The organism is Pantoea sp. R13S299 (genome assembly GCF_048515925.1).
Taxonomy (GTDB): Bacteria; Pseudomonadota; Gammaproteobacteria; order Enterobacterales; family Enterobacteriaceae; genus Pantoea.
On record NZ_JBLYEF010000001.1, the window covers coordinates 1,242,336 to 1,268,936 of the forward strand.

Genomic DNA, 26,601 nt, shown 5'->3' on the forward strand with positions numbered 1-26,601 from the left:
TGTTACCCCTTACGAAACATTTTCAGCATGCGCTGGGTGACGGTAAAGCCACCAAAGATATTGATGCTGGCAATCAGCACGGCAATAAAGGAGATAAAGGTGACCCAGCCACCGTGGCCCATCTGCAACACCGCACCGATGACAATGATGCCTGAGATGGCATTGGTCACGGACATCAGCGGCGTATGCAGCGCATGACTGACGTTCCACACCACGTAATACCCCACCACGCAGGCGAGCGCGAACACGGTAAAGTGGGAGAGGAAATCGGCTGGTGCCGCGTTGGCCAGGCAGCCAAACAGCACAATAGCCAGCGCGATCAGCAGAATGTTGCGCCACGGAGAAGCGGGCTTCGCTTCAATTTTCTCTGCGGGTTTCGCGGCTGCCGGTGCTGCTTTTGGTGCAGCGGAGACCTGAATTGGCGGAGCCGGCCAGGTGACCTCACCCTCGCGCACCACGGTCACGCCACGCACGACCACATCCTCGAAATCAACCTGGATTTCACCATTCTTCCCTTTGCACAGCAGCTTGATCAGGTTGACCAGGTTGGTGCCATAGAGCTGGGAGGATTGCGTCGCCAGACGGCTCGGCAGATCGGTGTAACCAATGATTTTAACGCCGTTCGGTGTGACAGTGACCTGATCCGCGACGGTCAGCGCGCAGTTACCGCCGGTCTGCGCCGCCAGGTCAACAATCACGCTGCCCGGCTTCATGCTGGCGATCATCTCTTCGGTAATCAGCTTCGGAGCCGGTTTGCCTGGGATCAGCGCCGTGGTGACAATGATGTCCACCTCTTTAGCCTGGCTGGCAAACAGCGCCATCTCGGCTTTGATGAACGCCTCGGACATCACTTTGGCATAGCCATCACCGCTGCCCGCTTCCTCTTCAAAATGGAGTTCAAGGAATTCGGCGCCCATACTCTGCACCTGTTCTTTGACTTCGGGACGGGTATCAAATGCCCGGACGATCGCGCCCAGGCTGCCCGCTGCGCCAATCGCGGCCAGCCCGGCCACACCGGCCCCAATCACCATTACTTTTGCCGGTGGGACTTTCCCGGCTGCGGTAATCTGACCGGTAAAGAAGCGACCAAATTCATGGGCGGCTTCAACAATGGCGCGATAACCGGCAATGTTCGCCATGGAGCTCAGGGCATCCAGCGACTGCGCCCGTGAAATACGCGGCACCGAATCCATCGCCATGACCGTGACCTGACGTGCGGCCAGCTTTGACAGCAGGTCGGGATTCTGTGCGGGCCAGATGAAACTGACCAGCGTACTGCCCGCGCGGGTCAGCGCAATCTCTTCGTCATCCGGCGCATTCACCTTCAGCACGATATCGGACTGCCAGACCTGCTCTCTGTCGCCGAGTGTAGCACCCGCCGCGACATAGCTTTCATCATCGAAGCTGGCGCGTTTACCCGCGTCATGCTCAAGGGTGACGCTGAAACCCAGCTTGATGAGTTGTTCTACGGTCTTTGGCGTGGCGGCCACGCGCGACTCGTTTGGCAACCTTTCCTTGGGTATTCCAATTAACATAGTGTTTCCTTTCATCGGTTAAAGATGATGGCCCGAATCTGCACTACGACAGCGCAACTGAAACGCTGTTTCAGCTACTTATAGACGAAATGCATGTATTTCAAAGTGTTTATAACCTACTGAAAATGTGACGAGCGATCTATAGGGTCTACGCAGAGTGACGACATTCACCCGATTATTCAGCGTTCTGCTAAAAAAGCTGTGTTATCCCACTGCAAAACAGCCCGACAGGCAGATATTCTGCCAGAGATAATTATGTATGGGCGAATTAAGCATCAATAAAAACCGTTAATTAACAATGTATTAACTGTTTAACCGCTAATAGTTATCGCTTTTAGTGGTAACCGTCGCTAAAACGGGACATAACTGCGTTTGATGACAAACAAATGAAAAAATCATGGTTGAATAACGCGATTTGACACAAAAAATCGCTGCGACAGTCTGTTTATAACATGCAATAATCAGCGGCTAATCTGTTATACATCAAGAGTCCAGCACGTTTTCGTACTCATTTTTGCGTAAGGCGAAGGATTATTTTTATGAAGCTGAAGAACACTATTCTGGCGTCAACCTTGTTGTCCCTGCTGGCAGCCAACGCATTCGCTGCGCAGGAGTTAACGCCAGAAAAAGCGGCCGCGTTGAAGCCATTCGAACGTATTAATATCACCGGCCGTTTCAACGCCATCGGCGACGCAGCCGATGCAGTCTCTAAGCGTGCAGATCAGATGGGCGCTGCCTCTTATTACATCCAGGGGATCAACGACAGTAACGGCAACAGCGGTAACTGGCGCGTGACGGCTGACCTCTATAAAGCCGATGCCCCTGCAGCCTCCGAGTCCACATCGTATCGTCGCTTCAACGGCGTCAATGAACTGCCAAAAGCAGAAGCCTACAGACTCGAACCGTTCGATACCGTTTCGGTCAGCGGCTTCTTTGCCAGCCAGCCGGACGTTAACGACGCGATTTCAAAAGCCGCAAAACAGAAAGGCGCGGCCTCCTTCTTTATTGTTCGCCAGATCGATGCTAACAGCGGCGGCAATCAGTATGTCACTGCTTATGTCTACAAAGCGGATGCGAAAGAACGTGCAGTGCAGACCCCGAACGCCATCCCGGCTGATTCAGAAGCGGGTAAAGCCGCGCTGGCAACCGGTGGTGCGGCGGCAGCTAGCGTAGAGATTCCAGGCGTGGCTTCGTCTGAAACCCCAAGCAATAAAGTGGGCCGTTTCTTCGAAACACAAAGCTCTACCGGCAAGCGCTACACGGTGAATCTGCCTAACGGTAAATCTGTGCAGGAAGTCAATGCGATTACTGCCGCGCAGATGCAACCGTTTGATACCGTGACCTTCACCGGCCACTTCGGTTCACCTACTGAGATTTCAGAAGAAGTGGCGAAGCGTGCGTCTGATAAAGGTGCGAAGTTCTACCACGTGACCCGTCAGTGGCAGAACCAGAGCGGCGGTAACCTGACCGTGACGGCTGACCTGTTTAAGTAAACCCCTACAGGGCGGCGCCCGCCGCCCTGCTGTTTGCAAACCTGCTTTGTTTTGCATAGTCATGCATTGCGATCCCCTGCCACACTCCGTAAAATCCTTCGCCTGTTTTACCGGATATTGTCCCTGAATTGTGCCATTTGTCTGACATAACCCAGCGACAGAATCCGATTTACCCAGCCATATATGCTAGCGGGAAGGTTGTTTTGGAGAAAAAATTAGGTCTCGGTGCGCTGACGGCGCTGGTGCTCAGCTCAATGCTGGGTGCAGGCGTGTTCAGTCTGCCGCAAAACATGGCCGCAGTGGCCGGACCGGCCGCGCTGCTGCTGGGCTGGCTGATTACCGGCGTCGGCATTATCTTTCTGTCGCTGGCGATGCTGCTGCTGACCCGCCTTAAACCCGATCTGGATGGCGGCATCTTTACCTATGCCCGTGCCGGCTTCGGCGAACTGATGGGCTTCTGTTCTGCCTGGGGCTACTGGCTGTGCGCGGTGATCGCTAACGTCTCCTATCTGGTGATTGTCTTCTCTGCCCTGAGCTTCTTCACCGATACGCCGGACCGGATTATCTTTGGGGATGGCAACACCTGGCAGGCGATGCTGGGGGCATCCGTGCTGCTGTGGCTGGTTCACTGGCTGGTGCTGCGCGGCGTGCAGACCGCTGCCAGCATCAATCTGATGGCGACGCTGGGCAAGCTGGTGCCGCTGCTGATCTTTATTGTGCTGGCGGTGATGGCGTTCAACTATGATCGCTTTCGCTTCGATTTTTCCGGCGTCACGCTGGGACAGCCGCTCTGGGAGCAGATCAAGCAGACCATGTTGATCACTCTGTGGGTGTTTATCGGGGTCGAAGGTGCGGTGGTGGTCTCTGCGCGTGCGCGCCAGAAAAAAGATGTGGGCCGCGCCACCCTCTTCGCCGTGCTGGCTGCGTTGCTGGTCTATCTGCTGGTAACACTGCTGTCGCTGGGTGTGGTGCCGCGCGCTGAACTGGCCGGGATGCGTAACCCTTCCATGGCGGGACTGATGACCCGACTGATGGGCAACTGGGGCGATGCGGTGATCGCGGTGGGACTGATTATCTCCGTCTGTGGTGCCTATCTAAGCTGGACGATTATGGCCGCTGAAGTGCCGCTGATTGCCGCACAACAGGGTGCGTTTCCACGCAGTATCGCCCGGCAGAACTGCCATAATGCGCCAGCCGCCTCGTTGTGGCTGACCAACGGCAGTATTCAGCTTTGCCTGATCCTGATTGCCCTGACCGGTGCTAACTACAACAACCTGCTGACCATTGCCTCGGAAATGATTCTGGTGCCTTATCTGCTGGTGGGGTTATATCTGATCAAAGTGGTGCGTGGACAGCATAAGCCTCTGGCGATGGCGGTTGGCGTCGGCGCCAGTGTGTATGGCATCTGGTTGCTCTACGCCTCCGGCCCCCTGCACCTGATGATGTCAGTAGTGCTCTACACACCGGGCCTGCTGCTGTTTCTGTTTGCCCGACGCGGCGGCCGCGCAGATGTTGCGCTGACCTCGCTGGAGCGGATTGCGATGGGATTGCTGATTGCCGCGACGCTGCCCGCCGTGTGGCAGCTGACGACTTAGAGCCTGATAGAAAGGGCTGTCAGTGTGACTGCACTGGAATGGATACACACAGCAGGTCATCCTGCTGTGTGAGATTCAGCGGCTTCGAATATTCATGATGGATCGCGTCCAGCTGCTCCGCTGACAGCGGATAAGGGAGCTGGATATCGAAGCGACTAATCTGCTGTTGTTCCGCGAGCGTAATCAGGCGCGCGATGTTAATTTCGTCACTGACCTGAGTAGAAATGATTTGTAATGCTAATTCTTTTAACGGGTCGTCACTGCCCTGTAAACGGTGTGCTGATTTACGTGTCACCATGCCAAAGATCGGCATCACACCATAAATAGCATCGACGAAGCTCCAGCGCTTTTTGCAGGAAGCGGAAAGAAAGTCACTGTAATTGAAGCAGATGCGGTCGGGGTATATGGCTGATGCCAGCTCTTTATCAGACACACTAACGCTCCTCATGGTAATCATCAATATCCCAAACCTGGCGCAAAAAGGCCGCGCTAATGATTGCACATTTTGCCGGATAGATACCAGCAAGCCCTGGATATTTCGTGCGATAACGTAGAGCTCAGGACCAGGAAAAGATATGCTTTCGCTCACTTCCTGTCTCTGCTCTGTGAACTATGAACAAAATTGTTTATGTAGAAGATGAACCCGAAGTGGGTTCGCTGATTGCGGCCTATCTGGGTCGCCATGATATTGAGGTGATCGTCGAGACGCGCGGTGACCGTGCGGAAGCGGTGATAGTGGAACAGCAGCCTGACCTGGTGATGCTGGATATCATGTTACCGGGCAAGGATGGCATGACCATCTGCCGTGACCTGCGGGCCAACTGGCAGGGGCCGATCGTGCTGCTCACCTCACTCGACAGCGACATGAACCATATTCTGGCCCTGGAGATGGGTGCGCAGGATTACATCCTGAAAACTACCCCGCCGGCGGTGCTGCTGGCCCGTCTGCGCCTGCATTTGCGTCAGTCCCATCAGGGACAGCCGGAAGATACGCCGAGCGCACCTGCCGCCAACCGTATGCTGCGTTTTGGCTCGCTGACCATTGATGCCCTGAACCGCCAGGTCACGCTGTTTGAGGAGCAGATCGCTCTTTCCACCGCAGATTTTGACCTGCTATGGGTGCTCGCCAGCCATGCGGGTCAGACGCTTAACCGGGATGCGTTGCTGAAAACATTGCGTGGCGTCAGCTATGACGGACTGGACCGCAGCATCGACGTGGCGATCTCCCGCCTGCGCAAAAAGCTCCACGACAGCGCCACCGAGCCGTTCCGCATCAAAACCATTCGTAACAAAGGCTATCTGTTTGCGCCTCAGGCCTGGGATACCCGCGGACAATGAGAAAGCTTTTTATTCAGTTCTATCTGCTGCTGTTTGTCTGCTTTCTGGTGATGGCGCTACTGGTAGGCCTGGTCTACAAGTTCACCGCTGAGCGCGCGGGCCGCCAGTCGATGAATGACCTGATGGCCAGTTCGCTCTATCTGATACGCAGCGAACTGCGCGAGATCCCGCCGCGCGACTGGAATAAAACCATCAAAAGTCTCGATCTCGGCCTGTCGTTCGACCTGCACATTGAGCCGATGAATAAATATCAGCTTGATGAGAGCAACATGCGCCGGTTGCATGCCGGAGAGATTGTCGCGCTCGACGACCAGTACACCTTTTTGCAGCATATTCCGCGCAGCCACTATGTGCTGTCGGTCGGGCCGATCCCCTATCTCTTCTATCTGCATCAGATGCGCCTGCTGGATATTGCCCTGCTGGTGTTTATTGGCATGTCGCTGGCGCTGCCGGTATTTATCTGGCTGCGGCCCCACTGGCAGGAGATGCAGCGACTGGAAAAGGCGGCACAGCGTTTTGGCCGGGGTGAGCTGGATGTGCGTACCCATTTTGACAGCACCTCCAGCCTGTTCCGGCTCGGCATCGCGTTTAACCAGATGGCGGAGAACATCAACACGCTGGTCGCCAGCAAGAAGCAGCTGATTGATGGCATTGCGCATGAGTTGCGAACCCCGCTGGTGCGACTGCGCTATCGGCTTGAGATGAGCGACAACCTCACGGAGGGTGAACGGGTGGCGCTGAATCGCGACATCGGCCAGCTTGAAAGTCTGATTGAGGAGCTGCTGACCTATGCGCGACTTGACCGCCCTCGCGTCGATCTCAATCTGAAAACGCTGGACCTGGCCAGCTGGCTGAGCGAGCGGCTGGACGATTTCCGTACCATCAACCCGGACATACGGCTTGACCTTGATCTGCCGCAGCGGGAAAACATCGGTGTTTCGGATACGCGCCTGATGGAACGGGTGCTGGATAACCTGGTGAACAACGCGCTGCGCTATGCGCAGCAGCGGCTGCGCGTCAGTTTATGGTTCGACGGCCCGATTGGCTGTCTGCAGGTAGAAGATGATGGTCCGGGCATTCCGCCGGAAGAACGTGAACGGGTTTTCGAACCCTTTGTCCGGCTTGATCCCAGCCGCGATCGCGCCACCGGCGGCTGCGGACTCGGTCTGGCGATTGTTCACTCCATCGCCCAGGCGCTGAGCGGCAGTGTAACCATTGAGTCCAGCCCGCTGGGCGGCGCCAGCGTTCGCTTTTGCTGGCCGGTTGATCTAACCTTGCGGGAAATTCCGCTGCGTTAAAAACCACAAGGAGTCTTACGTGACCTCAGCGTATCAACAACTTACCAAAACCTTCCAGCGCCTTTCACGTTTCAGTCACGTCACAGCCATTGCCGGATGTGACATGCAGACCACTATGCCGCCAGGCGGCAGTCAGGCGCGTGGTGAAGCGCTGGCCGAAATGAGCGTGTTGCAGCACCAGATCCTCACCGCCCCTCAGGTCGGCGAGTGGCTTAAAGCCGCTGAGCAGCAGTCGCTGAATGATGTCGAGCGGGCCAATCTCAACGAGATGCAGCGCGCATACCAGCAGGCCACCCTGCTACCTGATGATTTTGTTGAAGCCAAATCGATCGCCGGTTCGGTCTGTGAACATGCCTGGCGCACTCAGCGTCCCGCTAATGACTGGCAGGGCTTTGCTGCCAACCTCAAAGAGGTGGTGCGTCTGAGTCGTGAAGAGGCTCAGCGCCGCGCCGACGCCAGTGGCTGTTCGCGTTACGATGCGCTGCTGGATCTCTATGAGCCGGGGATGACCCGCGCCCGGCTGGATGCAACCTTTGGCGAACTGAAAACCTGGCTACCTGATTTATTGCAGCAGGTGGTGGAAAAACAGGCGCAACAGCCATTCATCACGCCGCAGGGGCCGTTCGCCGTTCCTGCGCAGCGCCAGCTCGGTCTCAGCATCATGGAGACCCTGGGTTTCGACTTTAACCACGGCCGTCTCGACATCAGCGCGCATCCCTTCTGCGGCGGCGTACCGGAAGATGTGCGCATCACCACCCGCTACAATGAAAATGAGTTTCTCAGCGCCATGATGGGCGTGATTCATGAAACCGGTCACGCCCGCTATGAGCAGAATCTGCCGCAGCAGTGGCGCGGTCAGCCAGTGGCGCTGGCGCGCTCTACGGCTATCCATGAATCCCAAAGCCTGTTTATGGAGATGCAGCTGGGTCGCAGCCGCGAATTCCTGCAGCGCATTCTGCCGCAGGTGATCGCCACCTTTGGCGATCAGCCCGCCCTGCAGGCGGATAATTTCGTCCGCCTGACCCAGCGGGTTTTGCCTGGCCTGATCCGGGTTGACGCCGATGAGCTGAGTTATCCGGCGCACGTCATTCTGCGTTATGAAATCGAGCAGGCGCTGATCGAAGGCGAAATTGAAGTTGAGGATATCCCGGCGCTGTGGGATGAGAAGATGATGCAGTCGCTGGGCCTGGATACCCGTGGTAACTACCGCGATGGCTGTATGCAGGATATCCACTGGACCGACGGGGCCTTCGGCTACTTCCCGACCTATACGCTGGGCGCAATGTACGCCGCACAGCTGTTCCGGTCGGTCCAGGACGCCATTCCTCAGCTCAGCGAGCTGATTCAGCACGGTGAGCTGCAGCCGGTATTCGACTGGTTACAACAGAACATCTGGCAGCACGGCAGCCGTTTCTCCACCGACCAGCTGCTGATCAACGCCACCGGCGAAGCCCTGAATCCGGCTTTCTTCCGCCAGCATCTTGAACAACGCTATCTGAATAGCTAAGCTCTCGGGCGGTCATCTGACCGCCCTTTCCCGCCTTTGTACAATCGGTTACACGCCGATACCAAACACCCACGGACACCGTTCATTGATTTCCCTATAGTCTCTTCACCGGCCCCGCAGTGGGCTACACATGAAAAAATAGTCTCCGAGGGATTTGCAATGAAAAAATTATTTGCACTGGTTGTCGCCGCTGCTATGGGTATGTCTTCTGTTGCTTTCGCTGCTGACACCACAGCTGCTCCAGCTGCTGCGCCAGCCGCAACAACGACTACTACCGCTGCAGCACCGGCTAAAACCGTTCACAAGACTGCGCACAAGAAACACCATAAAGCCGCTCAGAAAGCCCAGGCTGCTAAGAAACACCACAAAAAAGCAGTGAAAAAAGATGCAGCGCAGAAAGCGCAGGCTGCTAAAAAAGTTCACCACAAGAAAGCGGTAAAACCTGCTGCACAGAAAGCTCAGGCCGCTAAAAAAGTTCACCACAAAAAAGCAACTAAACCAGCCGCTCAGAAAGCTCAGGCTGCTAAAAAAGTTCACCACAAAAAAGTAACTAAACCAGCTGCTCAGAAAGCCCAGGCTGCTAAAAAAGTTCACCACAAAAAAGTAACTAAACCAGCTCAGAAAGCTCAGGCTGCTAAAAAAGTTCACCACAAAAAAGTTGTGAAACCAGCAGCTAAAAACTAAGGTCGCCTTCAGCGCACGGCCACATGATGATTTAAAACACCCGGTTCTGCCGGGTGTTTCTTTACTGGAGTGGATGAAATGACGAGAGTGGATGAAATAGTGCGTCGCTATCGCTTCGAAATTATTCTGCTTGTTATGATCCTGTGTGGCATTGTTGCAGCCAGCTTTTTTATTTAGATGCTGTAGCGTACTGATTAACCGATAAAACTCCCTTTTTCAACGCTCACCGACTATAGTTACCGTACTTCAGTAATAACAATAACGTTAACTTTTCTCGCCATTGAGATTTCTATGCGCCTGGCTACCCTGTTAATGGTTGGACTCTTCAGCTTTGCTACCACTGTTCATGCCGATGATGCCGATGACTCACCGACTCCAGCTGAAATTAAGATGCTGTTCTTCGGTAAGGATCATCGCCAGGCAATCACCGATATTACCGCTGCCCCCTGGGATGCCATTGGTCAGCTGGAAACCGAAAGCGGCAATCTCTGTACAGCCACGCTCATCTCTCCGCATCTGGCGCTGACGGCCGGACACTGTCTGCTTTCCCCGCCGGGTAACTTCGATAAGCCGGTTGCGCTGCGATTTATGGCCAGCGATAAAGGCTGGCGTTATGAGCTTCATGATATTGATGCGCGGGTTGAACCCTCGCTGGCGTCAAAATTAAAAGCGGATGGTGAAGGCTGGATCGTGCCGAGCAGTGCGGCACCTTATGATTACGGCATCGTGATTTTACGCAATCCGCCGTCGGCGATTACGCCTATTCCGCTGTTTGATGGCTCACGCAGCGATCTCACTGCGGCGCTGAAGCTGACCGGACGTAAGGTGACGCAGGCGGGTTATCCAGCCGATCATCTGGATACGCTCTATTCTCACAGCGATTGCCTGATTACCGGCTGGGCGCAGCGCGCCGTGCTGTCGCACCAGTGTGACACTCTGCCGGGCGACAGCGGTTCACCGCTGCTGCTAAAAAGCGACAAAGGCTGGCAGTTAATCGCGGTACAAAGCTCAGCACCGGCAGCGAAAGATCGCTACCTGGCTGACAACCGCGCGATTTCAGTCACCTCGTTTAAAGATAAGCTGGAATCCCTCGCGCAGTAACCGCACTGACATCTCACCATCAGGTGCGCGCCTGCTAAGGCGCGCACCCTGGCTTTAACCCGCTATCTGTTCCATCGTCTGCATAATACGTTTTTCTGAGATGGGATACGGCGTACCCAGCTGCTGTGCAAAGTAGCTGATACGCAGCTCTTCGATCATCCAGCGGATGCTTTGCACCTCTTCATCATCCTGACGCTGCGGCGGCAATTTGTTACGCCACGCCTGATACGCCTGTTCCACTGCCTGCACCTTTAACATCCGCGCGCGATCGCTGTGCGGATCGGCAGGCAGTTTTTCCAGCCGCCGCTCAATGCCCTGCAGATAACGCAGCGTATCGCCCAGTCGCTGCCAGCCGTTGCCCGTGACAAAGCCGTGATAGACCAGACCATTTACCTGCGCCTTGATGTCTGATAAGGCCAGCGCCATGGTCATATCCACCCGGCCCTTCAGGCGCTTATTGATGTTGAAGACGGCTGTGAGGATCTGCTCAACCTGCTGTGCAATCGTGACGACGGTCTCGTTGAGTTCGCCACGCACCTTGTCACGCAACTGCTCAAACGCGCCCTGATCCCAGGCCGGACCGCCCGCTTCCCCTATCAGCTTGTCGATGCCACAGGCGATACAGTCGTCGATCAGCTCCAGCACTTTGCCATAAGGATTAAAGTAGAGTCCGAGCTTGGCTTTGTTCGGCAGCTTTTCATGCAGATATTTAACCGGTGACGGCACGTTCAGCAGCAGCAGACGACGCTGACCGCGCCACATCATCTTTTGCTGCTCCTGCTCACTGTCAAACAGACGAATCGCGACGCTCTCTTTCTCATCGACCAGCGCAGGCCAGGCTTTGACCTGATAACTGCCGCGCTTCTGTTCATAGCTGCGCGGCAGATCGCCAAAGCTCCAGATATGCAGTCCGCTCTGCTCCAGCCCGTCATCCGCCACTTTCGACAGCGTTTCCTGCACTTTATCTTTCAGCTGAGCCTTGAGCGCGGTGAGATCTTTGCCTTCCAGTAGTTTACGGTTGTGCTCGTCCACCACACGAAACGTCATTTTCAGATGATCGGGCACCTGTTCCCACTGCCAGTTTTCCCGCTCCAGCGTGACGCCGGTCATGCGTCGAAACTCCCGCGACAGCGCATCGAGCAGCGGCATCTCCATCGCTTTCACCCTTCCCAGGAACGCCTCAGCGTAGTTGGGTGCAGGCACCAGGTTGCGGCGCAGCGGCTTGGGCAATGACTTAATCAGCGCGATGATCAGCTCACGGCGTACGCCGGGGATCTGCCATTCAAAGCCGCTATCCTCAATCTGATTTAGCAGCGGCAGCGGAATATGCACCGTGACGCCATCTGCATCTGCACCTGGCTCGAACTGATAACTCAGCTTCAGTTTGAGGTTGCCCTGATGCCAGAAGTTGGGATAGTCGAGCTGGCTGACTTTATCCGCGCCCTCTTTGATCAGCATCTGCTTGTCGAAGTTCAGCAGCTCGGCGTTTTCACGGCTGGCTAGCTTCCACCAGCTGTCGAAATGTTTCGCCGAGACGACCTCTTTGCCGATGCGCTGGTCATAAAAAGCAAACAGCGTTTCGTCATCCACCAGAATGTCGCGGCGACGGGATTTGTGTTCCAGATCTTCGACTTCACTGCGCAGCTTCTGGTTAGCCCGGAAGAAGGCATGACGGGTCTGCCAGTCGCCTTCTACCAGCGCGTGGCGGATAAACAGCTCACGGCTCAGGGTGGGATCGATACTGCCATAGTTCACCTTGCGGGCGGCCACAATCGGCAGACCATAAAGCGTGACTTTTTCGGCAGCCATCACCGCGCCCTGCGATTTCTCCCAGTGCGGTTCACTGTAGCTTCGCTTGATCAGGTGCTGTGCCAGCGGCTCAATCCACTCCGGCTCAATGCGCCCTGCGGTGCGGCCCCACAGGCGGCTGGTCTCGACCAGTTCCGCGACCATGGTCCACTTCGGCGGCTTCTTAAATAGCCCGGAGCCAGGGAAGATGGAGAAGCGGGTGTTGCGTGCACCGGTATATTCCTGCTTATCAGTATCTTTCTGGCCGATATGCGATAGCAGACCGCTTAACAGCGCGCAGTGAACCGGCTGCAGTTCAGCCGGTTCGCTGTTCACCGGAATCCCCAGCTCACGCACAACCTGGCGCAGCTGGGTATAGATATCCTGCCATTCACGCACACGCAGATAGTTAAGGAAGTCAGTTTTGCACTGGCGACGGAAAATATTGCCGGACAGCGCTTTCTGCTGCTCCGCCAGGTAATTCCAGAGGTTCACGTAGGCAAGGAAGTCGGAGTCTTTGTCGGCAAAGCGCCGGTGCTTCTCATCAGACGCCTGCTTTTTATCTGCCGGACGCTCACGCGGGTCCTGAATCGACAGGCCAGCGGTGATAATCATCACTTCGCGTACGCAGCCAAATTTCTGCGCTTCCAGCACCATCCGCGCCAGGCGAGGATCCACCGGCAGCTGCGCCAGCTGACGCCCTGAGCCGGTCAGCTTGTAGTGACCGTTCTCTTCGTTCAGGGTCAGCGCGCCCAGCTCTTCCAGCAGGCGAACGCCATCCTGAATATTGCGCTTATCCGGCGCTTCCACAAACGGGAAGGCCGCGATATCGCCGAGTCCCAGCGAGGTCATCTGCAGGATCACCGACGCCAGGTTGGTGCGCAGGATTTCAGGATCGGTAAAGGCCGGACGACTCAGGAAGTCATCTTCTGCGTAAAGGCGAATACAGATACCGTCCGAAACACGACCGCAACGCCCCTTACGCTGATTGGCCGAGGCCTGCGATATCGGTTCAATCGGCAGGCGCTGCACTTTGGTCCGGAAACTGTAGCGACTGATACGCGCCATACCGGGATCGATCACATATTTGATCCCCGGCACCGTCAGCGAGGTTTCCGCGACGTTGGTCGCCAGCACTATGCGACGGCCACTGTGGGACTGAAATACCCGATTCTGTTCTGCGTTCGACAGTCGTGCATAAAGCGGCAGCACTTCGGTGTGCGGCAGGTCACGTTTGTTCAGCGCGTCTGCGGTATCACGGATTTCGCGCTCACCGCTCATAAAGATCAGAATGTCGCCACGGCTTTCCCGTCCCAGTTCATCCACCGCATCAAAAATCGCCTGCAGCTGATCACGATCGCCATCATCCGCCTCTTCGACGACAGGACGGTAGCGCACTTCAACCGGATAAGTCCGGCCAGAGACTTCGATCACCGGCGCATTATTGAAATGACGGGAGAAGCGCTGCGGATCGATGGTCGCAGAGGTGATGATGACCTTCAGATCGGGGCGACGCGGCAACAGCTCACGCAGATAACCCAGCAGGAAGTCGATATTCAGGCTGCGTTCATGCGCTTCATCAATGATGATGGTGTCATATTGCACCAGCAGGCGATCCTGCTGGATCTCTGCCAGCAGAATCCCGTCGGTCATCAGTTTAATCTGCGTCAGATCGCCAACCTGGTCGTTGAACCGCACTTTATAGCCGACACAGCCGCCCAGCGAAGTGCTCAGCTCATCAGCAATACGATTCGCCACGGTGCGCGCAGCCAGACGGCGCGGCTGCGTATGGCCAATCAGGCCGGTGACGCCGCGTCCCAGCGCCAGACAGATTTTCGGCAGCTGGGTGGTTTTACCCGAGCCGGTTTCACCGGCGACAATCACCACCTGATGATCACGAATCGCCTCAGCAATATCCTGCTGCTTCTGACTGACCGGAAGATTGTCCGGGAAGGTAATCGCAGGCGTAGCCGCGCGGCGCTGGGCCACACGCTGTTCGGCGGTGACAAATTCCTGCTCCAGCTCGCTGGCGAGGCCCTGCTGTGCCTCAGGATTTTTGGCTTTTCTGGCACCCTGTAGACGGCGCTGTAGCCGCTGGCGATCGCGCAGCATTAAACCGTCGAGCCGTGACCAGAGCGCTGCCAGTGGGGAAGTATCGGGAGATGACATAATTGTGACGTACCTTACTCAGACGGTGTCGCTGCCTGAAGCAGCGCCCTGCAAGCCGGGATAACCAGCTGATTCAATAAAAATAATTGTGCGCATCATAGCACATTTTGAACCGTTCCGGCGGCTGGCCCCGGTTACGCTTATTCAATAAATTCGAACATAGGTCTCGAAATATTGCGCTTTCACCGCGCCATCGATAACCGTAGAGTGTAAACCATTGAGCGGAAAGTCTTCCGCGTTACAGACAGGAAACCACCATGACCAAAGTTTTAGTTCTGAAATCAAGCATCCTTGCAGGCTACTCACAATCAAGCCAGCTCGCTGACTTCTATGTTGAACAGGCAAAGGCACAGGGTAAAGAAGTCACTGTACGTGATCTGGCCGCTAACCCGATTCCGGTTCTGGATGGTGAGTTAGTGGGTGCAATGCGCCCTTCAGAAACGCCACTGTCACCACGCCAGCAGGAAGCGCTGGACCTGTCGGATGAACTAATTGCAGAACTTCAGGCTCATGATGAAGTGGTGATTGCCGCGCCAATGTATAACTTCAACATTCCTACGCAGCTGAAAAACTATTTCGACCTGATTGCCCGTGCTGGCGTGACGTTCCGTTACACCGAAGCAGGCCCGGAAGGCCTGGTCAAAGGCAAAAAGGCCGTGGTTATCTCCAGCCGTGGCGGCATTCACAAAGATACCCCAACTGATCTGCTGACCCCATACGTTAAGCTGTTCCTGGGCTTCATCGGCATCACTGACGTTGAGTTCGTGTTTGCTGAAGGCATCGCGTACGGTCCGGAAGTGGCCAGCAAAGCGACCGCTGAAGCGAAAGACGCTATCAAACAGATCGTGACTGCATAAGTCTCACTCACCTCAGGGTGACGATTTGAAAGACCGGGCCATGCGCCCGGTTTTTTTTCGCCGGTCACTGACCACCGTCTGTTTCCTTTCTCAGCCACTGACCGTTGATGCCGCGCACATATTCCCCCGCTGCCGCACGGCCCACCAGCTTCTGTCCGGCAATGCTGGCGACATCGGCTGTGGAGAGATTATTCTGCTCTGCCAGCCGCTGATACTCCTGCTGGCGTCCGGCATTAATCCGCTGCACCAGCGCCAGCGTTTCACTGTCCAGCGGACGTGCCGCCAGATAGCCGGAAAGCGTTTCACCTGCCCGGCCCGATTGCCGCGCCTCATTGAGCGTCAGTGCCCAGGCAGGCTGTGCCATCGCCAGGGCGAGTAACAGCGCCGCGCTTATGCGTTTCATCGTGGCTCTCCTCAGAACAGGCCGCTCTGGTTTTTTAGTAACGCCTCCACATCTTTATCGACTTTGATGTGGATCTCATGCTCAATTTTCACGTTCATATTGATAGTGATGGGATCTTTGGGTGCCGTGACTTCAATGCGCGGCACGCAGCCGATGCTCAGCAGTCCGGCTGCCAGAACCAGTAGTGGCCTCAGGCTCATGGTGAAGTGTCCTTGTTCGATGGCAGAGTCGCATGTTGCTCTAACCAGGATTGCAAATTATCGCCAAAGCGCAGGCTGCGCCACAGCTGAAACAGGTTTTCCTGATGACGATAGTTAAGATTGACCGTCTGACGACGGTTACTGAACTGGCTGACGCCCTGAACCTGCGCTTCCATGGTGAGGTCGCCGAGGTTATCCAGATTGATCGTCGCCCAGCTGCGGGAGACTTCCATGTAGCGTAACCAGTCCAGTGCCGCGCCGGTCGCTACGTTATTGCGGGTAATGGCATCCGCCATATCTTTATCCAGCCGGAAGGTCAGCGGACCGCTGTTGGCAATCCACCCTTTCTCCACCAGCCAGCGCGGATTATTGAGCCACAGCGGCAGCTCGCCGTTAACCTTGCCCGACATGGCAAACTGTTTAGGCTTCAGTGCCGTCACCAGCTCGCTGAGGCTGATATTTCGCAGCGACACCCGGGCTGGCTCATGTTGCGGCATGCGCAGGGATGGCAACGTGATTTGCCCGCCCAGCAGATCCAGGCTGACATCCTGTAATGTCAGTGGCGCCTCTTCAGACCACGGCCAGTTACCCTGCAGGTCAGCGCGAATATTCTGCATCGCAAACTGATTCTTCACCTCGGCAATGCGCAGTGAAACCGGGCCATGCTGACCAAACTGCCACTGCTGCTCCTGGAATCTGAACGGCAGCGAGAAGTCGATACCGTTCACCTGGCTGTCCGGCGTCCAGACGCTGCCCTGCTTAACCGTCCAGTGGCCTCCGGCCTGGAAACCCTGTTCACTGGCGGCAGAGAAAGCGACCTGTGCCTGCAAACTGCCGCCCTGAATCTGCATTTTCATATCGGGGCTGAGCAGCGGCTGAAACACGGTCAGCGACTGTGTCGGCCACCAGGCCTGGCCGCGTAACCGTTCGCCATCCCAGCGACCATTCACCCGCAGTGGGCCAACCTTGCCCGCTTTTAATTCGCCCCGCCAGAGGAAATAGCCGGGATCGCGGCCTTTCGCCTCGAAGTCCAGTGTGGAGTCAGCCAGACGGCCGCCATAGCTGAAGTGGGTCGGCCCCGCCTGTAATTTGAAATGGCCATTAAAAGAGGGTTGCGCAGGATCACGCTGCCAGTTTACCGGTTCAGTCAGCGTCAGACGCGGTTTTGCGACGTTAACACTGCCGTAGGCCAGCTGATTAAACCCGGTGGAGAGCGTATCCAGGTGGATTAATGTATCGTGCCAGCCGCCGGTGCCTTTGACATCCCAGCGCGCCTGCAGCGGCAGCAGCTCGCCACCGCCCCAGTAGCGCCAGTTCCATTCGCCCTTGTCAGGCCAGAAATCCGTAGCGCGACCATCGAGATGCAGTCGGAAGCGGCCAAAGCTGGCATCGTGCGCGTTGAGAATGGCCTGCAGGCGGCCATCAATCCCCTGCGAGGAGAGTCGCACGCCCGCCAGCGGCCAGCGCGCCTCGTCCACCTCCAGCGTAGACAGCAATCGGCCACGCAGACGCAATAGTGATTTAGGCTGCAGCACTAACTGTGGGTCAAGCAGCGAGCCGCTGAGCACGCCCGGAATGGAGCCATAGAGTTGCAGATCGGCCAGCTTGCTTTCGCCAGTCAGCTGAAACGGCAGATTGCTGTTAGTCAGGCTGAGGTTGCCGGGACCGACGCCCAGCACCACGTTGCCCTTGCCGCCACGTCCCTGCGTCAGCAGGTTAATGCGACCGGTAATCTGGCTGCCCTCAAGGCCAGACTGCCAGTTATCCAGCGTCAGGTTAACAAACCCTGACAGCGGCTGGGCTGCCAGTGGCCAGAAGTATTCGCTCTTTTCAATCCGAATCTGCTCGCGACTGATCTGCCAGGGCAGTCTGAGAAGCGGCCGGTTCTCATCCGCCATCGCCACGCGCAGCTCGCCCTGCTGCTGCTGCCAGTTAAGTGTCAGTTGCAGCGGATGCGGCAGAGCGTCGAGCGCCAGCTGCCCGGCCACCTCGCCATTCACCGGCAGATCCGTGGCAAAGGTGGGTAACTCCAGATGACCACTCAGCGTAATGGGTTCAGGAAGTGCAGGATGAGTGAGCGTCAGGCGACCGATCGCGAGCTGCTGACCGGTCAGGGTGGCCGCCAGCTGCAGATTATCGCCGTGGTAACTAAGCTGCTGGCGATCTTTTTCCAGCGTCAGATCCAGCGCGCCCGCATAGGTCTGCCACGGCGCAACGATGAGTTTGTCCAGATGAACGTCTGCGCCAGGCAGCATTGCCTGCCATTCGGCCAGCGTTTTGGGGGCTGCGGTGCTCTGTTCACCCGCAGGTAATTTTTGCAGGCAGTCGCTGTCCAGCGTCAGCTCTTCGGCATTGAGTTTCCAGCGCGACTGATGCCAGCCCAGTGACACCGCCTTTACGGTTGCCAGCGAGCAATTACCCGCGAGATAACGAATCTGAGGCAACCACAGGCCACCCTCGCGCCAGCGCGGCGCGCCAGACAGCTCAATGCGGGTATCATCAGGCAGCCAGATGCCGACCAGTCGTGGCAGCCATTGCGTTACCGTCAACATCAGGCCGAGCAGCAGCAGAATCAGCGCCAGAATGGCCGCCAGCCGTCGCCGGAAAATCCGTGGCATAAAAGCCATAATCCTTTTCCTTACAGTATCCTGACAACGATGATGGCATGTAATCTGTCAGAGGTGAAGGTCTGCGCCGGATGCAGGTCAGCTGTTTCAGCAAAGTCAGTCAGAAAGCGTTATCCTTGGTCTATCACTCTGCAGGAGCATAACGATGAAGATCGCGGTTTACAGCACCAAACATTACGATCAGAAATACCTTGAGCAGGTTAATCAGCAGTTCGGTTTTGAACTGGTGTTTTTTGACTTTTTACTCTCTGAAAGCACGGCCAAAACCGCTGTGGGTTGCGATGCCGTCTGCATCTTTGTAAACGATGACGGCAGCCGTCCGGTTCTGGAAGAGCTGGCCGGACTGGGTGTGAAATACATCGCGCTGCGCTGTGCCGGTTTCAATAATGTCGATCTGGCTGCGGCGAAAGAGCTGGGTCTGGAAGTCGTCCGCGTTCCGGCCTACTCACCGGAAGCCGTGGCTGAACACACGATCGGCCTGATGATGACGCTGAATCGCCGTATTCACCGTGCTTATCAGCGTACCCGTGACGCGAACTTTTCGCTCGATGGGCTGACCGGCTTTAACATGCATAACAAAACCGCGGGCGTGATCGGCACCGGTAAAATCGGGATTGCGACGATGCGCATTCTGAAAGGTTTTGGTATGCGGCTGCTGGCGTTTGATCCCTACCCGAGTGAGCAGGCACTGGAACTAGGCGCGGAGTATGTCGATCTGAAAACGCTGTTTGCTGAATCCCACGTCATTACGCTGCACTGTCCGCTGACGCCGGAGAATCATCATTTGCTTAACGCCGATGCGTTTAAACAGATGCGCGATGGAGTGATGATAATCAACACCAGTCGTGGTGGTCTTATCGATTCACAGGCAGCAATTGACGCACTGAAACAGCAGAAAATCGGCGCACTCGGCATGGATGTTTATGAGAATGAACGCGACCTGTTCTTTGAAGATAAGTCGAATGATGTGATTCAGGATGATGTGTTCCGCCGTCTGTCGGCGTGCCATAACGTGTTATTCACCGGCCATCAGGCGTTTTTAACCGCCGAAGCACTGACCGCCATTTCTGAAACGACACTGGATAATCTCAGCCAGCTCGACCGGGGTGAAAACTGCCCGAACCGACTCACTGCCTGACCATTCTCTGTGTGACTATGCGGGCCGGAGCAATCCGGCCTGATCATCAGCGCGCGCAATTCCCGCCAATCAACGCCTGCTCATCACAGCGACGGCCATTCACTAACTGACACATTCCCACACGCGATCCATCCAGCTGATGTGAGAACGCCAGCGTTCCACCCGCATTTGAACAGGTGCTTTCTGCCAGGGAAGACATCACCACCCGTGGCTGGATATGGGCGGCGGTGGCCTGTTGCGGTGGCTCGTTATCATCACTGTTGCTGCTGCATGCAGAGAGTAATAATGCGGCACCGGCCAGCAAAAAGGTGGCTGCTTTCATCAATCGAACTCCGGGAATGGGGGTAATAGGCTGGCTCAGCATATGTCAGGCAGCACAAGGGGTCGAGAGGTGAAACAGCTTTTTACAAAATTCTCCGGCGTCATTTGCAAGCAGAATTATCTTGTTTACCTGTTATCGCTGAACTGGCACCCTTTTTCGGACCCTACTATTTCGGAGTTAAGCCATGTTAATGGATATGTTAATTCGCATCGCCCTGGCCGGTATTCTCGGCGGCCTGATTGGCCTGGAGCGTCAGATGCGGGCCAAAGAAGCGGGACTGCGCACCCATATTCTTGTCGGTATCGGCAGTGCCATGTTTATGCTGGTATCAAAATATGGCTTCGCCGATATGCTCACCAGTGACCATGTTGCACTGGACCCAAGCCGTATCGCAGCCCAGGTCGTCAGCGGCATGGGCTTCCTGGGCGCGGGCACCATTATGATCCAGAAGCAGGTGGTAAAAGGCTTAACCACAGCAGCAGGATTATGGGTGACGGCGGCTATTGGTCTGGTGATCGGCAGCGGCATGTATGAGATCGGTATTTATGGCACGGTGCTGGCGCTGGTGGTGCTGGAAGTGTTCCGCCGCCTGAGCCATCTGTTGATCGGCAAACATCATACGCTGCTGGTTTTCCTCAAGCCTAAAAGCGTGCCGCTGGTGCTGCTGGTGATGCAGCGTGAAGGCATTCGCTACGGCAACGTGACGGTGATTAATCGTGATGAGGAAAGCGGTCTGTGCGAACTCAGCGTTCAGGTGACGCTGTCCCGCAAGTCCAATGATGCGCACCTGTACGATAAGGTCATGGAGATCAAAGGTGTGCAGTCACTTGAGATGATGTAACTCCCCTTCTGATATCCTTATCTTCAGATCCAGATACCCGGATCCTGCAGAAGGCGGAGAGCAGTCACCGCCCTCTGTCCCCCATTCACCTTCCTCTTCTGTAAAAACCAGAATCCCCTGCAGCCTGACCTGAAACATAGAGCCCGCCGGGAATTAATGGCATAATCCGTTATTGTTTAATTGCGTAATCATTTTATCCGGAAACCAATGTCTCAAAACTCTGACCATCCTGAAGATGCCTTGTCCGTTGCCGCGCCTAAGAGCAGGTTAGCAGCAGGCGTGCTGATTTTTATTCTGATTGCATGTGCTATCGCCATCATGATGATTCTGGATCATCGGAATTCGGTAAATAATGCGCTGGAGACCGGGCAATGTCTGGCGGAAGAAGGTGCAGAAGATTTCCTGGAAGTGCTCAGACATTTTTTACATCACGCTTATCGCTGGATTTTTAAAGCCTGTGGCTGAGTGTACAAATACAGCACAACGTCAGTGCAGCAGAAAGTGGAGTAATCCGTGCCGGTTTACCAGTAGCAAAACGCCGCAATACATCACTGCAACATAGCAGAGTAAAAAGAGTATCAGCGTTATAATAAATCTCATGCCATACTTTTTTATTTTGTGACGTCTATCCGAATGTCTCATTGTCGTTAAAATTTGATTCATTATTTTACTCACATATTTAGCCGGACATTAAACGGCTTCATCTGCATTCTGTATTGCCGAAATGTGCGAAAGGAATCATCTGCCAAGGGAGATTTCATAATAATCCTTTACTCGCAGGGCTAATCGCTCGTCTCTTTACACTTTGCTGATTATTATGATTTAAATGATACACATTCACTCTGAAAAGGAACGACACCAACGGGTGCAAAGCGGGCAGGTAAAAGCGATTTAAATTTAATAGTATACATTTTGGCAGTAACATTGAGAGTGATTATATACCCGTTGGGTCAACGCATATTCAACAGACGACGCCTTTCAGATTGTTACGCCTGAAAATCCATCATGCGTCACAAAATAAACGCCTGCGGATTTATAAAAAAGATTTAATTTGATTCATGTCAAATCAGACGCGCACAAACTGGAACCTGTTTATACCGGATTGATTAATAGCAGCGCATGCTGTTTTTATTTACTCATTCCGGTCGCAATGATGAAAACGCTGTTAATTCTCTCTGTCATATTTATGACCGCTGGTTGTGCGGCAAAAAAAGAACCTCTGCGGGCAGATGCTTACCAGGCATCACCCCCCTCCTGCTCAACGCACAATGATGAAATTGATTGTCAGTGGTAAGATGTGCCCGCCAGCTGACATCACACTCATGACCTCTCTCATTGTCGCCTCTGTCGGCGATTATCCGCGGATTACTTCACTCCGGTACTGGCATTCGCGGCAACAATCCGTACCATACGCTGCATATTCGTGACACCGCAGTGAAGTGTCTGGCTGAACGCGCACGGCAATTTGCCCTTCGGCTACGCTTTCTGGTTTTTGAGATAGGTAAAAATGCAAGATAATCAAACGGTTGACAAGAAAGAACAGTACAACCTGAATAAACTGCAGAAGCGACTTCGTCGTAACGTCGGCGAAGCGATTGCAGATTTTAATATGATTGAAGAAGGCGACCGCATCATGGTCTGCCTGTCGGGCGGTAAAGACAGCTACACCATGCTGGAAATTTTGCGCAGTCTGCAAAAAAGCGCCCCGGTCAACTTCAGCCTGATTGCCGTCAACCTAGACCAGAAACAGCCTGGCTTCCCTGAGCACATCCTGCCGCAATATCTTGAGGCACAGGGCGTGGAGTACCGGATTATCGAAGAAGATACCTACTCCATCGTCAAAGAGAAGGTGCCGGAAGGCAAAACCACCTGTTCACTCTGCTCGCGCCTGCGCCGTGGCATTCTTTATCGCGTCGCGACTGAACTGGGTTGTACTAAGATTGCGCTGGGCCACCATCGCGATGACATCCTGCAGACGCTGTTCCTGAACATGTTCTACGGTGGCAAACTGAAAGGCATGCCGCCAAAGCTGATGAGCGACGATGGCAAGCAGATCGTGATCCGCCCGCTGGCTTACTGCCGCGAGAAAGATATCATCCGCTTCTCAGAAGCGCGTCAGTTCCCGATTATCCCGTGCAACCTCTGCGGTTCTCAGCCGAACCTGCAGCGTCAGGTCGTGGCCGATATGCTGCGTGACTGGGATAAGCGTTACCCTGGCCGTATCGAAACGATGTTCAGCGCGATGCAGAATGTGGTGCCGTCGCACCTGGCAGATATCAATCTGTTCGATTTTAAAGGCATCAAACATGGCGATGCCGTGGTTGATGGCGGTGATCTTGCCTTTGACCGGGAAACTCTGCCGTTACAGCCTGTTGGCTGGCGGGCTGATGAAGAGGACGCACCGGATCTCAGCGCGCGTCTGGATGTGCTTCAGATAAAATAAGTACCTGATAAGATTAAGGGCGTGCTGCTGGCAGCACGCCCTTTTTTTATATATTGCGGTGAGGCGGTGGATCCATTATCGGCGGATATTCCGGATCGGTCGGCTGATCAGGCTGGGGTTGCGGATGGGGAATCGGCTCAGGAATCGGGACTGGATCCGTAGGGATCGGCTCGCTGTTAAAAATCGCGCTCATGCCGTACTCCTTTTCTTGCGAATGGACTTTAAGCTTAGGAAAGGATTGGCGTTCCAGCCAGGCGGGCAAAAAAAAAGCCGGCACAATGGCCGGCATGTTTCGAATTAAATGTGCTATGCAATAATTCTAAATATGGAAGTAAGACAATATGGAGCGCAACGCCCATCGCTTGACGTTGCATTCACCTGCGGGAGAGAGTTTGCGTCAGCGGCGACATTGGGTTCTTGATGTCGATCAGCTTTTGCTTTCTTAATGCGATTTTCAGCCCACCTGGCGGCATTGTCTTAATCAAAGGAGACTCCCGCCGTGGTCATCTCACACACGTTACAGCCAGCGTCGTTTACGCAGGTAGCCCGCAACGCCCACAGCCAGCACCACCAGCAGCAGACAGAAGATAGTAAAGCCATATTCCCATCCGCCGCCCGGAATGCCGCCCAGGTTGACGCCAAACAGGCCGGTCAGGAAGGTGGCGGGCAGGAAGATCATCGCCATCAGCGACATGGTGTAGGTACGGCGGTTCATCGATTCCGCCATCGCAGAGGCGACTTCGTCAGCCAGAATCGCGGTACGCGCCACGCCCGCATCCAGATCATCCAGTCCGCGTCCCAGTCGATCGGCGATCTCCTGCATCCGGCGGCGTTCGCTGTCATCCATCCAGGCCAGCTTTTCACTGGCCAGTCGCGCATAGACATCGCGCTGCGGTGCCATATAACGTCGCATCACAATCAGCTGTTTGCGCAGCAGGCCCAGCTCACCGCGGGCAGGCATCCGCTGATCAAGCAGCGCATCTTCCAGCTCGATGATTTTGTCATGTAACTCTTCGATAAATTCGCTCGTGTGATCGGTCAGCGCATCACAGACATCGACCAGCCAGCTGCCACAGTCAATCGGACCGTTACCGTTTTGCAAATCGGTGAGCACTTCATCGACAGCAGAGACTTTACGCCGCCGGGTCGAGACAATGAGCTTATCGTTGATGAACACCCGCATCACCACCAGCTGGTCGCGACGCGCATCGGTGTTATGGTTAACGCTGCGCAGCACGATCATAAACCCATCGCCCAGTCGGCTGACGCGGGGACGCATGCTGTCGCCCGCTAAGGCGTCACGCACGGCATCAGGGATCTGAGGCGTTGACTGCAGCCATTCGGCGCTCTTACTGTGGGTATAGTTCAGATGCAGCCAGCAGGGCTGCTCACACTCAATAACTTCATCTTCAGCAATCGGGATCATCCCACCCTTGCCATCCAGCTGGCATGAGATGATGGCATCTGAAACCTGTAATGCTTTTCCTTCAATGACGTCCACAACGTTGCCTCACCACTAAAATCAATACGATACAGTCTACCGTGACGGCAATGAGTTGCAATCTTCGGGCTGTGTAGAAAGATGTCAGCAGGTGGCCGAAAAATCGGCCACCACAGGATTAGTGCTTTTCAATCCACAGTTCACGACTGTAGGCGACATCTTCAGGGTTGGTGATGGGATAACCTTTGACCCAGGGTTTAATCAGGCGGCCATTGGTGTACTGATAGATGGGGGCGATCGGTGCCTGCTCTGCCAGGATCTGCTCGGCACGGTTGTAATCGCTGTTACGCGCCTGATCGCTGGTCTCGCGGCTGGCTTTGGCGATAACCGCATCATAATCCGCGTTGCTGAAGCGCGCGATGTTGCTGCTATTGCCTGATGTGAGCAGGTTCAGGAAGGTAGAGGGCTCATTGTAGTCTCCGACCCACGAGGCGCGGATCACATCGAAGTTTCCGCTGTTACGGCTGTCGATGTAGGTTTTCCACTCCTGATTCTCCAGCGTGACATCCACACCGAGGTTCTTTTTCCACATCGAGGCCACGGCAATCGCAATCTTCTGATGGCTTTCAGAGGTGTTGTAGAGCAGTTTGAGTTTCAGCGGCTTGCCGGGACCGTAGCCGGCGGCGGCGAGCAGCGATTTAGCCTGTGCATTCAGGCTGTTCTGATCGTGCTGCTGAATGAACACAGGTAGTGGCTTAAAGCCTGCGGTCACATCGGGTGTAAAGTGCCACGCTGGTTTTTCACCCGTGCCCAGCACTTTTTCAGCAATCACTTTACGGTCAATAGACCATGACAACGCTTTGCGAACGCGCACATCGGCAGTCGGCCCTTTTTGCGTGTTAAACGCGTAGTAATAGGTGCCTAACTGGTCAGGTGTGTAGACCTCTCCCGGCAACGTTTTCTTCAGAAGCGCATACATGTTTTTAGGGAAAGATTCGGTGATATCAATGTCGTTGGCACGATAACGTTTGGTGGCGCTCGACTCTTCGTTAATTGGCACGAAGGTCACTTTCGTCAGCACCGAGTGCGCATCATCCCAGTAGTGAGGATTACGGGTCAGGACGATTTTTTCGTTCACCACCCTTTCGCTCAGCTGATAGGCCCCGTTGCCGACCAGTTTGCCGGGCGCCGTCCAGCTGTCACCTTCCTGCGCGATAATTTTCTGTGGCACCGGGAAGAGCGCCACGTTAGCCACCAGCGCCGGGAACCATGGCACCGGGCGATCCAGCGTCACCTTCAGCTGGTGTTTACCCAGTGCAACCACACCCAGCTTATCGGGCGTCATTTCGCCTTTAGTAATCGCCGCTGCATTTTCAATCCCGCTTAAGCCCGCGAACCAGGCAAAAGCAGAACTGTTCTTAGGATCAACCAGACGCTGCCAGCTGTAGACAAAATCCTGAGCGGTGACCGGATCGCCATTCGACCAGCGCGCGTTATTGCGCAGGGTGAAGACCCAGATTTTGTTATCGCTGCTGCTCCAGCTCTGCGCCACGCCCGGCACAATTTTGCCCTGTGCATCCTGATTCGTCAGGCCTTCAAACAGATCGCGAATCACCTGAATTTCAGGCAGTCCGACCGCTTTAAGCGGATCGAGCGAAGCGGGTTCATCTTTAATATGGCGGACGATTTGCTGCTGTTCAGCCAGCTGCGCGCCTGCAGGTGGATTCGCCGCGATGGCGGGTGTGAGGATGCTGCTCAGACTGATTGCTGCCAGCGTCATGCGAAAGGTCTTAACCATTATCACTCCTTTACCCCAAAGAA

The 26,601-nt window shown here is 55.1% G+C and carries 22 protein-coding genes; 12 read left to right on the top strand and 10 right to left on the bottom strand.

The genetic code is table 11. The features are described from left to right. Nucleotides 1-2: 2 nt before the first annotated feature. Nucleotides 3-1,535: a Re/Si-specific NAD(P)(+) transhydrogenase subunit alpha gene (pntA, locus tag ACN1CO_RS06075; RefSeq protein ID WP_419138251.1), complete on the bottom strand. Its 1,533-nt coding sequence runs from the start codon at nucleotides 1,533-1,535 to the stop codon at nucleotides 3-5. Between the two features lie 539 nt (nucleotides 1,536-2,074). On the opposite strand from pntA, the gene ydgH reads away from it, so the two are divergent. Further along, nucleotides 2,075-3,028: a DUF1471 family protein YdgH gene (ydgH, locus tag ACN1CO_RS06080; protein WP_419138252.1), complete on the top strand. Its 954-nt coding sequence runs from the start codon at nucleotides 2,075-2,077 to the stop codon at nucleotides 3,026-3,028. A 203-nt stretch (nucleotides 3,029-3,231) separates the two neighbouring features. Continuing rightward, on the top strand, nucleotides 3,232-4,623 hold the full coding sequence (locus ACN1CO_RS06085; protein WP_419138253.1) for a basic amino acid/polyamine antiporter: 1,392 nt from the start codon (nucleotides 3,232-3,234) through the stop codon (nucleotides 4,621-4,623). A 19-nt stretch (nucleotides 4,624-4,642) separates the two neighbouring features. Here the strand turns inward: ACN1CO_RS06085 and ACN1CO_RS06090 are convergent, their stop codons facing one another. Continuing rightward, nucleotides 4,643-5,056 (bottom strand): hypothetical protein, encoded by a 414-nt coding sequence (locus tag ACN1CO_RS06090; RefSeq protein ID WP_003853740.1) that lies wholly within the window; start codon nucleotides 5,054-5,056, stop codon nucleotides 4,643-4,645. Between the two features lie 179 nt (nucleotides 5,057-5,235). Between ACN1CO_RS06090 and rstA the strand changes: the two genes are divergently transcribed. The 5 genes from rstA (at nucleotide 5,236) to ACN1CO_RS06115 (ending at nucleotide 10,551) form a co-directional block, all read left to right on the top strand. Next, nucleotides 5,236-5,961 (top strand): two-component system response regulator RstA, encoded by a 726-nt coding sequence (gene rstA, locus ACN1CO_RS06095; protein ID WP_419138254.1) that lies wholly within the window; start codon nucleotides 5,236-5,238, stop codon nucleotides 5,959-5,961. Further along, on the top strand, nucleotides 5,958-7,259 hold the full coding sequence (rstB, locus tag ACN1CO_RS06100; protein WP_419138255.1) for a two-component system sensor histidine kinase RstB: 1,302 nt from the start codon (nucleotides 5,958-5,960) through the stop codon (nucleotides 7,257-7,259). Before rstA ends, rstB begins: the two co-directional genes overlap by 4 nt. A 19-nt stretch (nucleotides 7,260-7,278) precedes the next feature. Further along, the gene (locus tag ACN1CO_RS06105; RefSeq protein ID WP_419138256.1) at nucleotides 7,279-8,766 is read left to right on the top strand and encodes a carboxypeptidase M32; all 1,488 of its coding nucleotides are present in this window, start codon (nucleotides 7,279-7,281) and stop codon (nucleotides 8,764-8,766) included. A 159-nt stretch (nucleotides 8,767-8,925) separates the two neighbouring features. Continuing rightward, nucleotides 8,926-9,450, top strand: a complete 525-nt coding sequence (asr, locus tag ACN1CO_RS06110; protein ID WP_419138257.1) for an acid resistance repetitive basic protein Asr — start codon at nucleotides 8,926-8,928, stop codon at nucleotides 9,448-9,450. A 291-nt stretch (nucleotides 9,451-9,741) separates the two neighbouring features. Next, nucleotides 9,742-10,551: a trypsin-like serine peptidase gene (locus ACN1CO_RS06115; protein WP_419138258.1), complete on the top strand. Its 810-nt coding sequence runs from the start codon at nucleotides 9,742-9,744 to the stop codon at nucleotides 10,549-10,551. A 54-nt stretch (nucleotides 10,552-10,605) separates the two neighbouring features. Here ACN1CO_RS06115 and hrpA read toward each other — a convergent pair whose 3' ends face one another. Further along, nucleotides 10,606-14,508: an ATP-dependent RNA helicase HrpA gene (gene hrpA, locus ACN1CO_RS06120; RefSeq protein WP_419138259.1), complete on the bottom strand. Its 3,903-nt coding sequence runs from the start codon at nucleotides 14,506-14,508 to the stop codon at nucleotides 10,606-10,608. A 257-nt stretch (nucleotides 14,509-14,765) separates the two neighbouring features. On the opposite strand from hrpA, the gene ACN1CO_RS06125 reads away from it, so the two are divergent. Next, the gene (locus ACN1CO_RS06125) at nucleotides 14,766-15,365 is read left to right on the top strand and encodes an FMN-dependent NADH-azoreductase (protein ID WP_419138260.1); all 600 of its coding nucleotides are present in this window, start codon (nucleotides 14,766-14,768) and stop codon (nucleotides 15,363-15,365) included. Nucleotides 15,366-15,429: 64 nt separating this feature from the next. On the opposite strand, the gene ACN1CO_RS06130 is transcribed toward ACN1CO_RS06125, so the two are convergent. Genes ACN1CO_RS06130 through ACN1CO_RS06140 form a run of 3 tightly spaced genes read right to left on the bottom strand, consistent with a single transcriptional unit; the run spans nucleotide 15,430 to nucleotide 18,595 of the window. After that, nucleotides 15,430-15,768, bottom strand: coding sequence for a YdbL family protein (locus ACN1CO_RS06130; RefSeq protein WP_419138261.1), 339 nt, complete (start codon nucleotides 15,766-15,768; stop codon nucleotides 15,430-15,432). A gap of 11 nt (nucleotides 15,769-15,779) precedes the next feature. Further along, on the bottom strand, nucleotides 15,780-15,968 hold the full coding sequence (locus ACN1CO_RS06135; RefSeq protein ID WP_003853757.1) for a YnbE family lipoprotein: 189 nt from the start codon (nucleotides 15,966-15,968) through the stop codon (nucleotides 15,780-15,782). Continuing rightward, a complete protein-coding gene (locus ACN1CO_RS06140; protein ID WP_419138262.1) occupies nucleotides 15,965-18,595 on the bottom strand; it encodes a YdbH family protein in 2,631 nt (876 codons plus the stop codon). The genes ACN1CO_RS06135 and ACN1CO_RS06140 overlap by 4 nt, the downstream gene beginning before the upstream one ends. Nucleotides 18,596-18,740: 145 nt before the next feature. Here ACN1CO_RS06140 and ACN1CO_RS06145 point away from each other — a divergent pair, with 145 nt between their 5' ends. Further along, on the top strand, nucleotides 18,741-19,733 hold the full coding sequence (locus ACN1CO_RS06145) for a 2-hydroxyacid dehydrogenase (RefSeq protein ID WP_419138263.1): 993 nt from the start codon (nucleotides 18,741-18,743) through the stop codon (nucleotides 19,731-19,733). Nucleotides 19,734-19,779: 46 nt separating this feature from the next. Here the strand turns inward: ACN1CO_RS06145 and ACN1CO_RS06150 are convergent, their stop codons facing one another. Further along, nucleotides 19,780-20,055 (bottom strand): DUF333 domain-containing protein, encoded by a 276-nt coding sequence (locus ACN1CO_RS06150; protein ID WP_003853763.1) that lies wholly within the window; start codon nucleotides 20,053-20,055, stop codon nucleotides 19,780-19,782. Nucleotides 20,056-20,239: 184 nt separating this feature from the next. Here ACN1CO_RS06150 and ACN1CO_RS06155 point away from each other — a divergent pair, with 184 nt between their 5' ends. The 3 genes from ACN1CO_RS06155 to ttcA all read left to right on the top strand — a co-directional run bounded on the left by ACN1CO_RS06155 (nucleotide 20,240) and on the right by ttcA (nucleotide 23,339). Beyond that, nucleotides 20,240-20,896 carry an MgtC/SapB family protein gene (locus tag ACN1CO_RS06155; protein WP_090960761.1) on the top strand — a complete coding sequence of 219 codons (657 nt, stop codon included), beginning with the start codon at nucleotides 20,240-20,242 and terminating at the stop codon, nucleotides 20,894-20,896. Between the two features lie 207 nt (nucleotides 20,897-21,103). Next, nucleotides 21,104-21,361, top strand: a complete 258-nt coding sequence (locus tag ACN1CO_RS06160) for a hypothetical protein (RefSeq protein WP_419138264.1) — start codon at nucleotides 21,104-21,106, stop codon at nucleotides 21,359-21,361. 1,042 nt (nucleotides 21,362-22,403) lie between these two features. Then, complete coding sequence (gene ttcA / locus ACN1CO_RS06165) at nucleotides 22,404-23,339, top strand: tRNA 2-thiocytidine(32) synthetase TtcA (RefSeq protein WP_419138265.1); 936 nt, start codon at nucleotides 22,404-22,406, stop codon at nucleotides 23,337-23,339. 46 nt (nucleotides 23,340-23,385) lie between these two features. Here ttcA and ACN1CO_RS06170 read toward each other — a convergent pair whose 3' ends face one another. The 3 genes from ACN1CO_RS06170 to ACN1CO_RS06180 all read right to left on the bottom strand — a co-directional run bounded on the left by ACN1CO_RS06170 (nucleotide 23,386) and on the right by ACN1CO_RS06180 (nucleotide 26,578). Beyond that, complete coding sequence (locus ACN1CO_RS06170; RefSeq protein WP_292992381.1) at nucleotides 23,386-23,532, bottom strand: hypothetical protein; 147 nt, start codon at nucleotides 23,530-23,532, stop codon at nucleotides 23,386-23,388. A 324-nt stretch (nucleotides 23,533-23,856) separates the two neighbouring features. Beyond that, the gene (zntB, locus tag ACN1CO_RS06175) at nucleotides 23,857-24,840 is read right to left on the bottom strand and encodes a zinc transporter ZntB (protein WP_419138266.1); all 984 of its coding nucleotides are present in this window, start codon (nucleotides 24,838-24,840) and stop codon (nucleotides 23,857-23,859) included. A 118-nt stretch (nucleotides 24,841-24,958) separates the two neighbouring features. Then, nucleotides 24,959-26,578, bottom strand: a complete 1,620-nt coding sequence (locus tag ACN1CO_RS06180) for a peptide ABC transporter substrate-binding protein (protein ID WP_419138267.1) — start codon at nucleotides 26,576-26,578, stop codon at nucleotides 24,959-24,961. Between the last annotated feature and the right edge of the window lie 23 nt (nucleotides 26,579-26,601).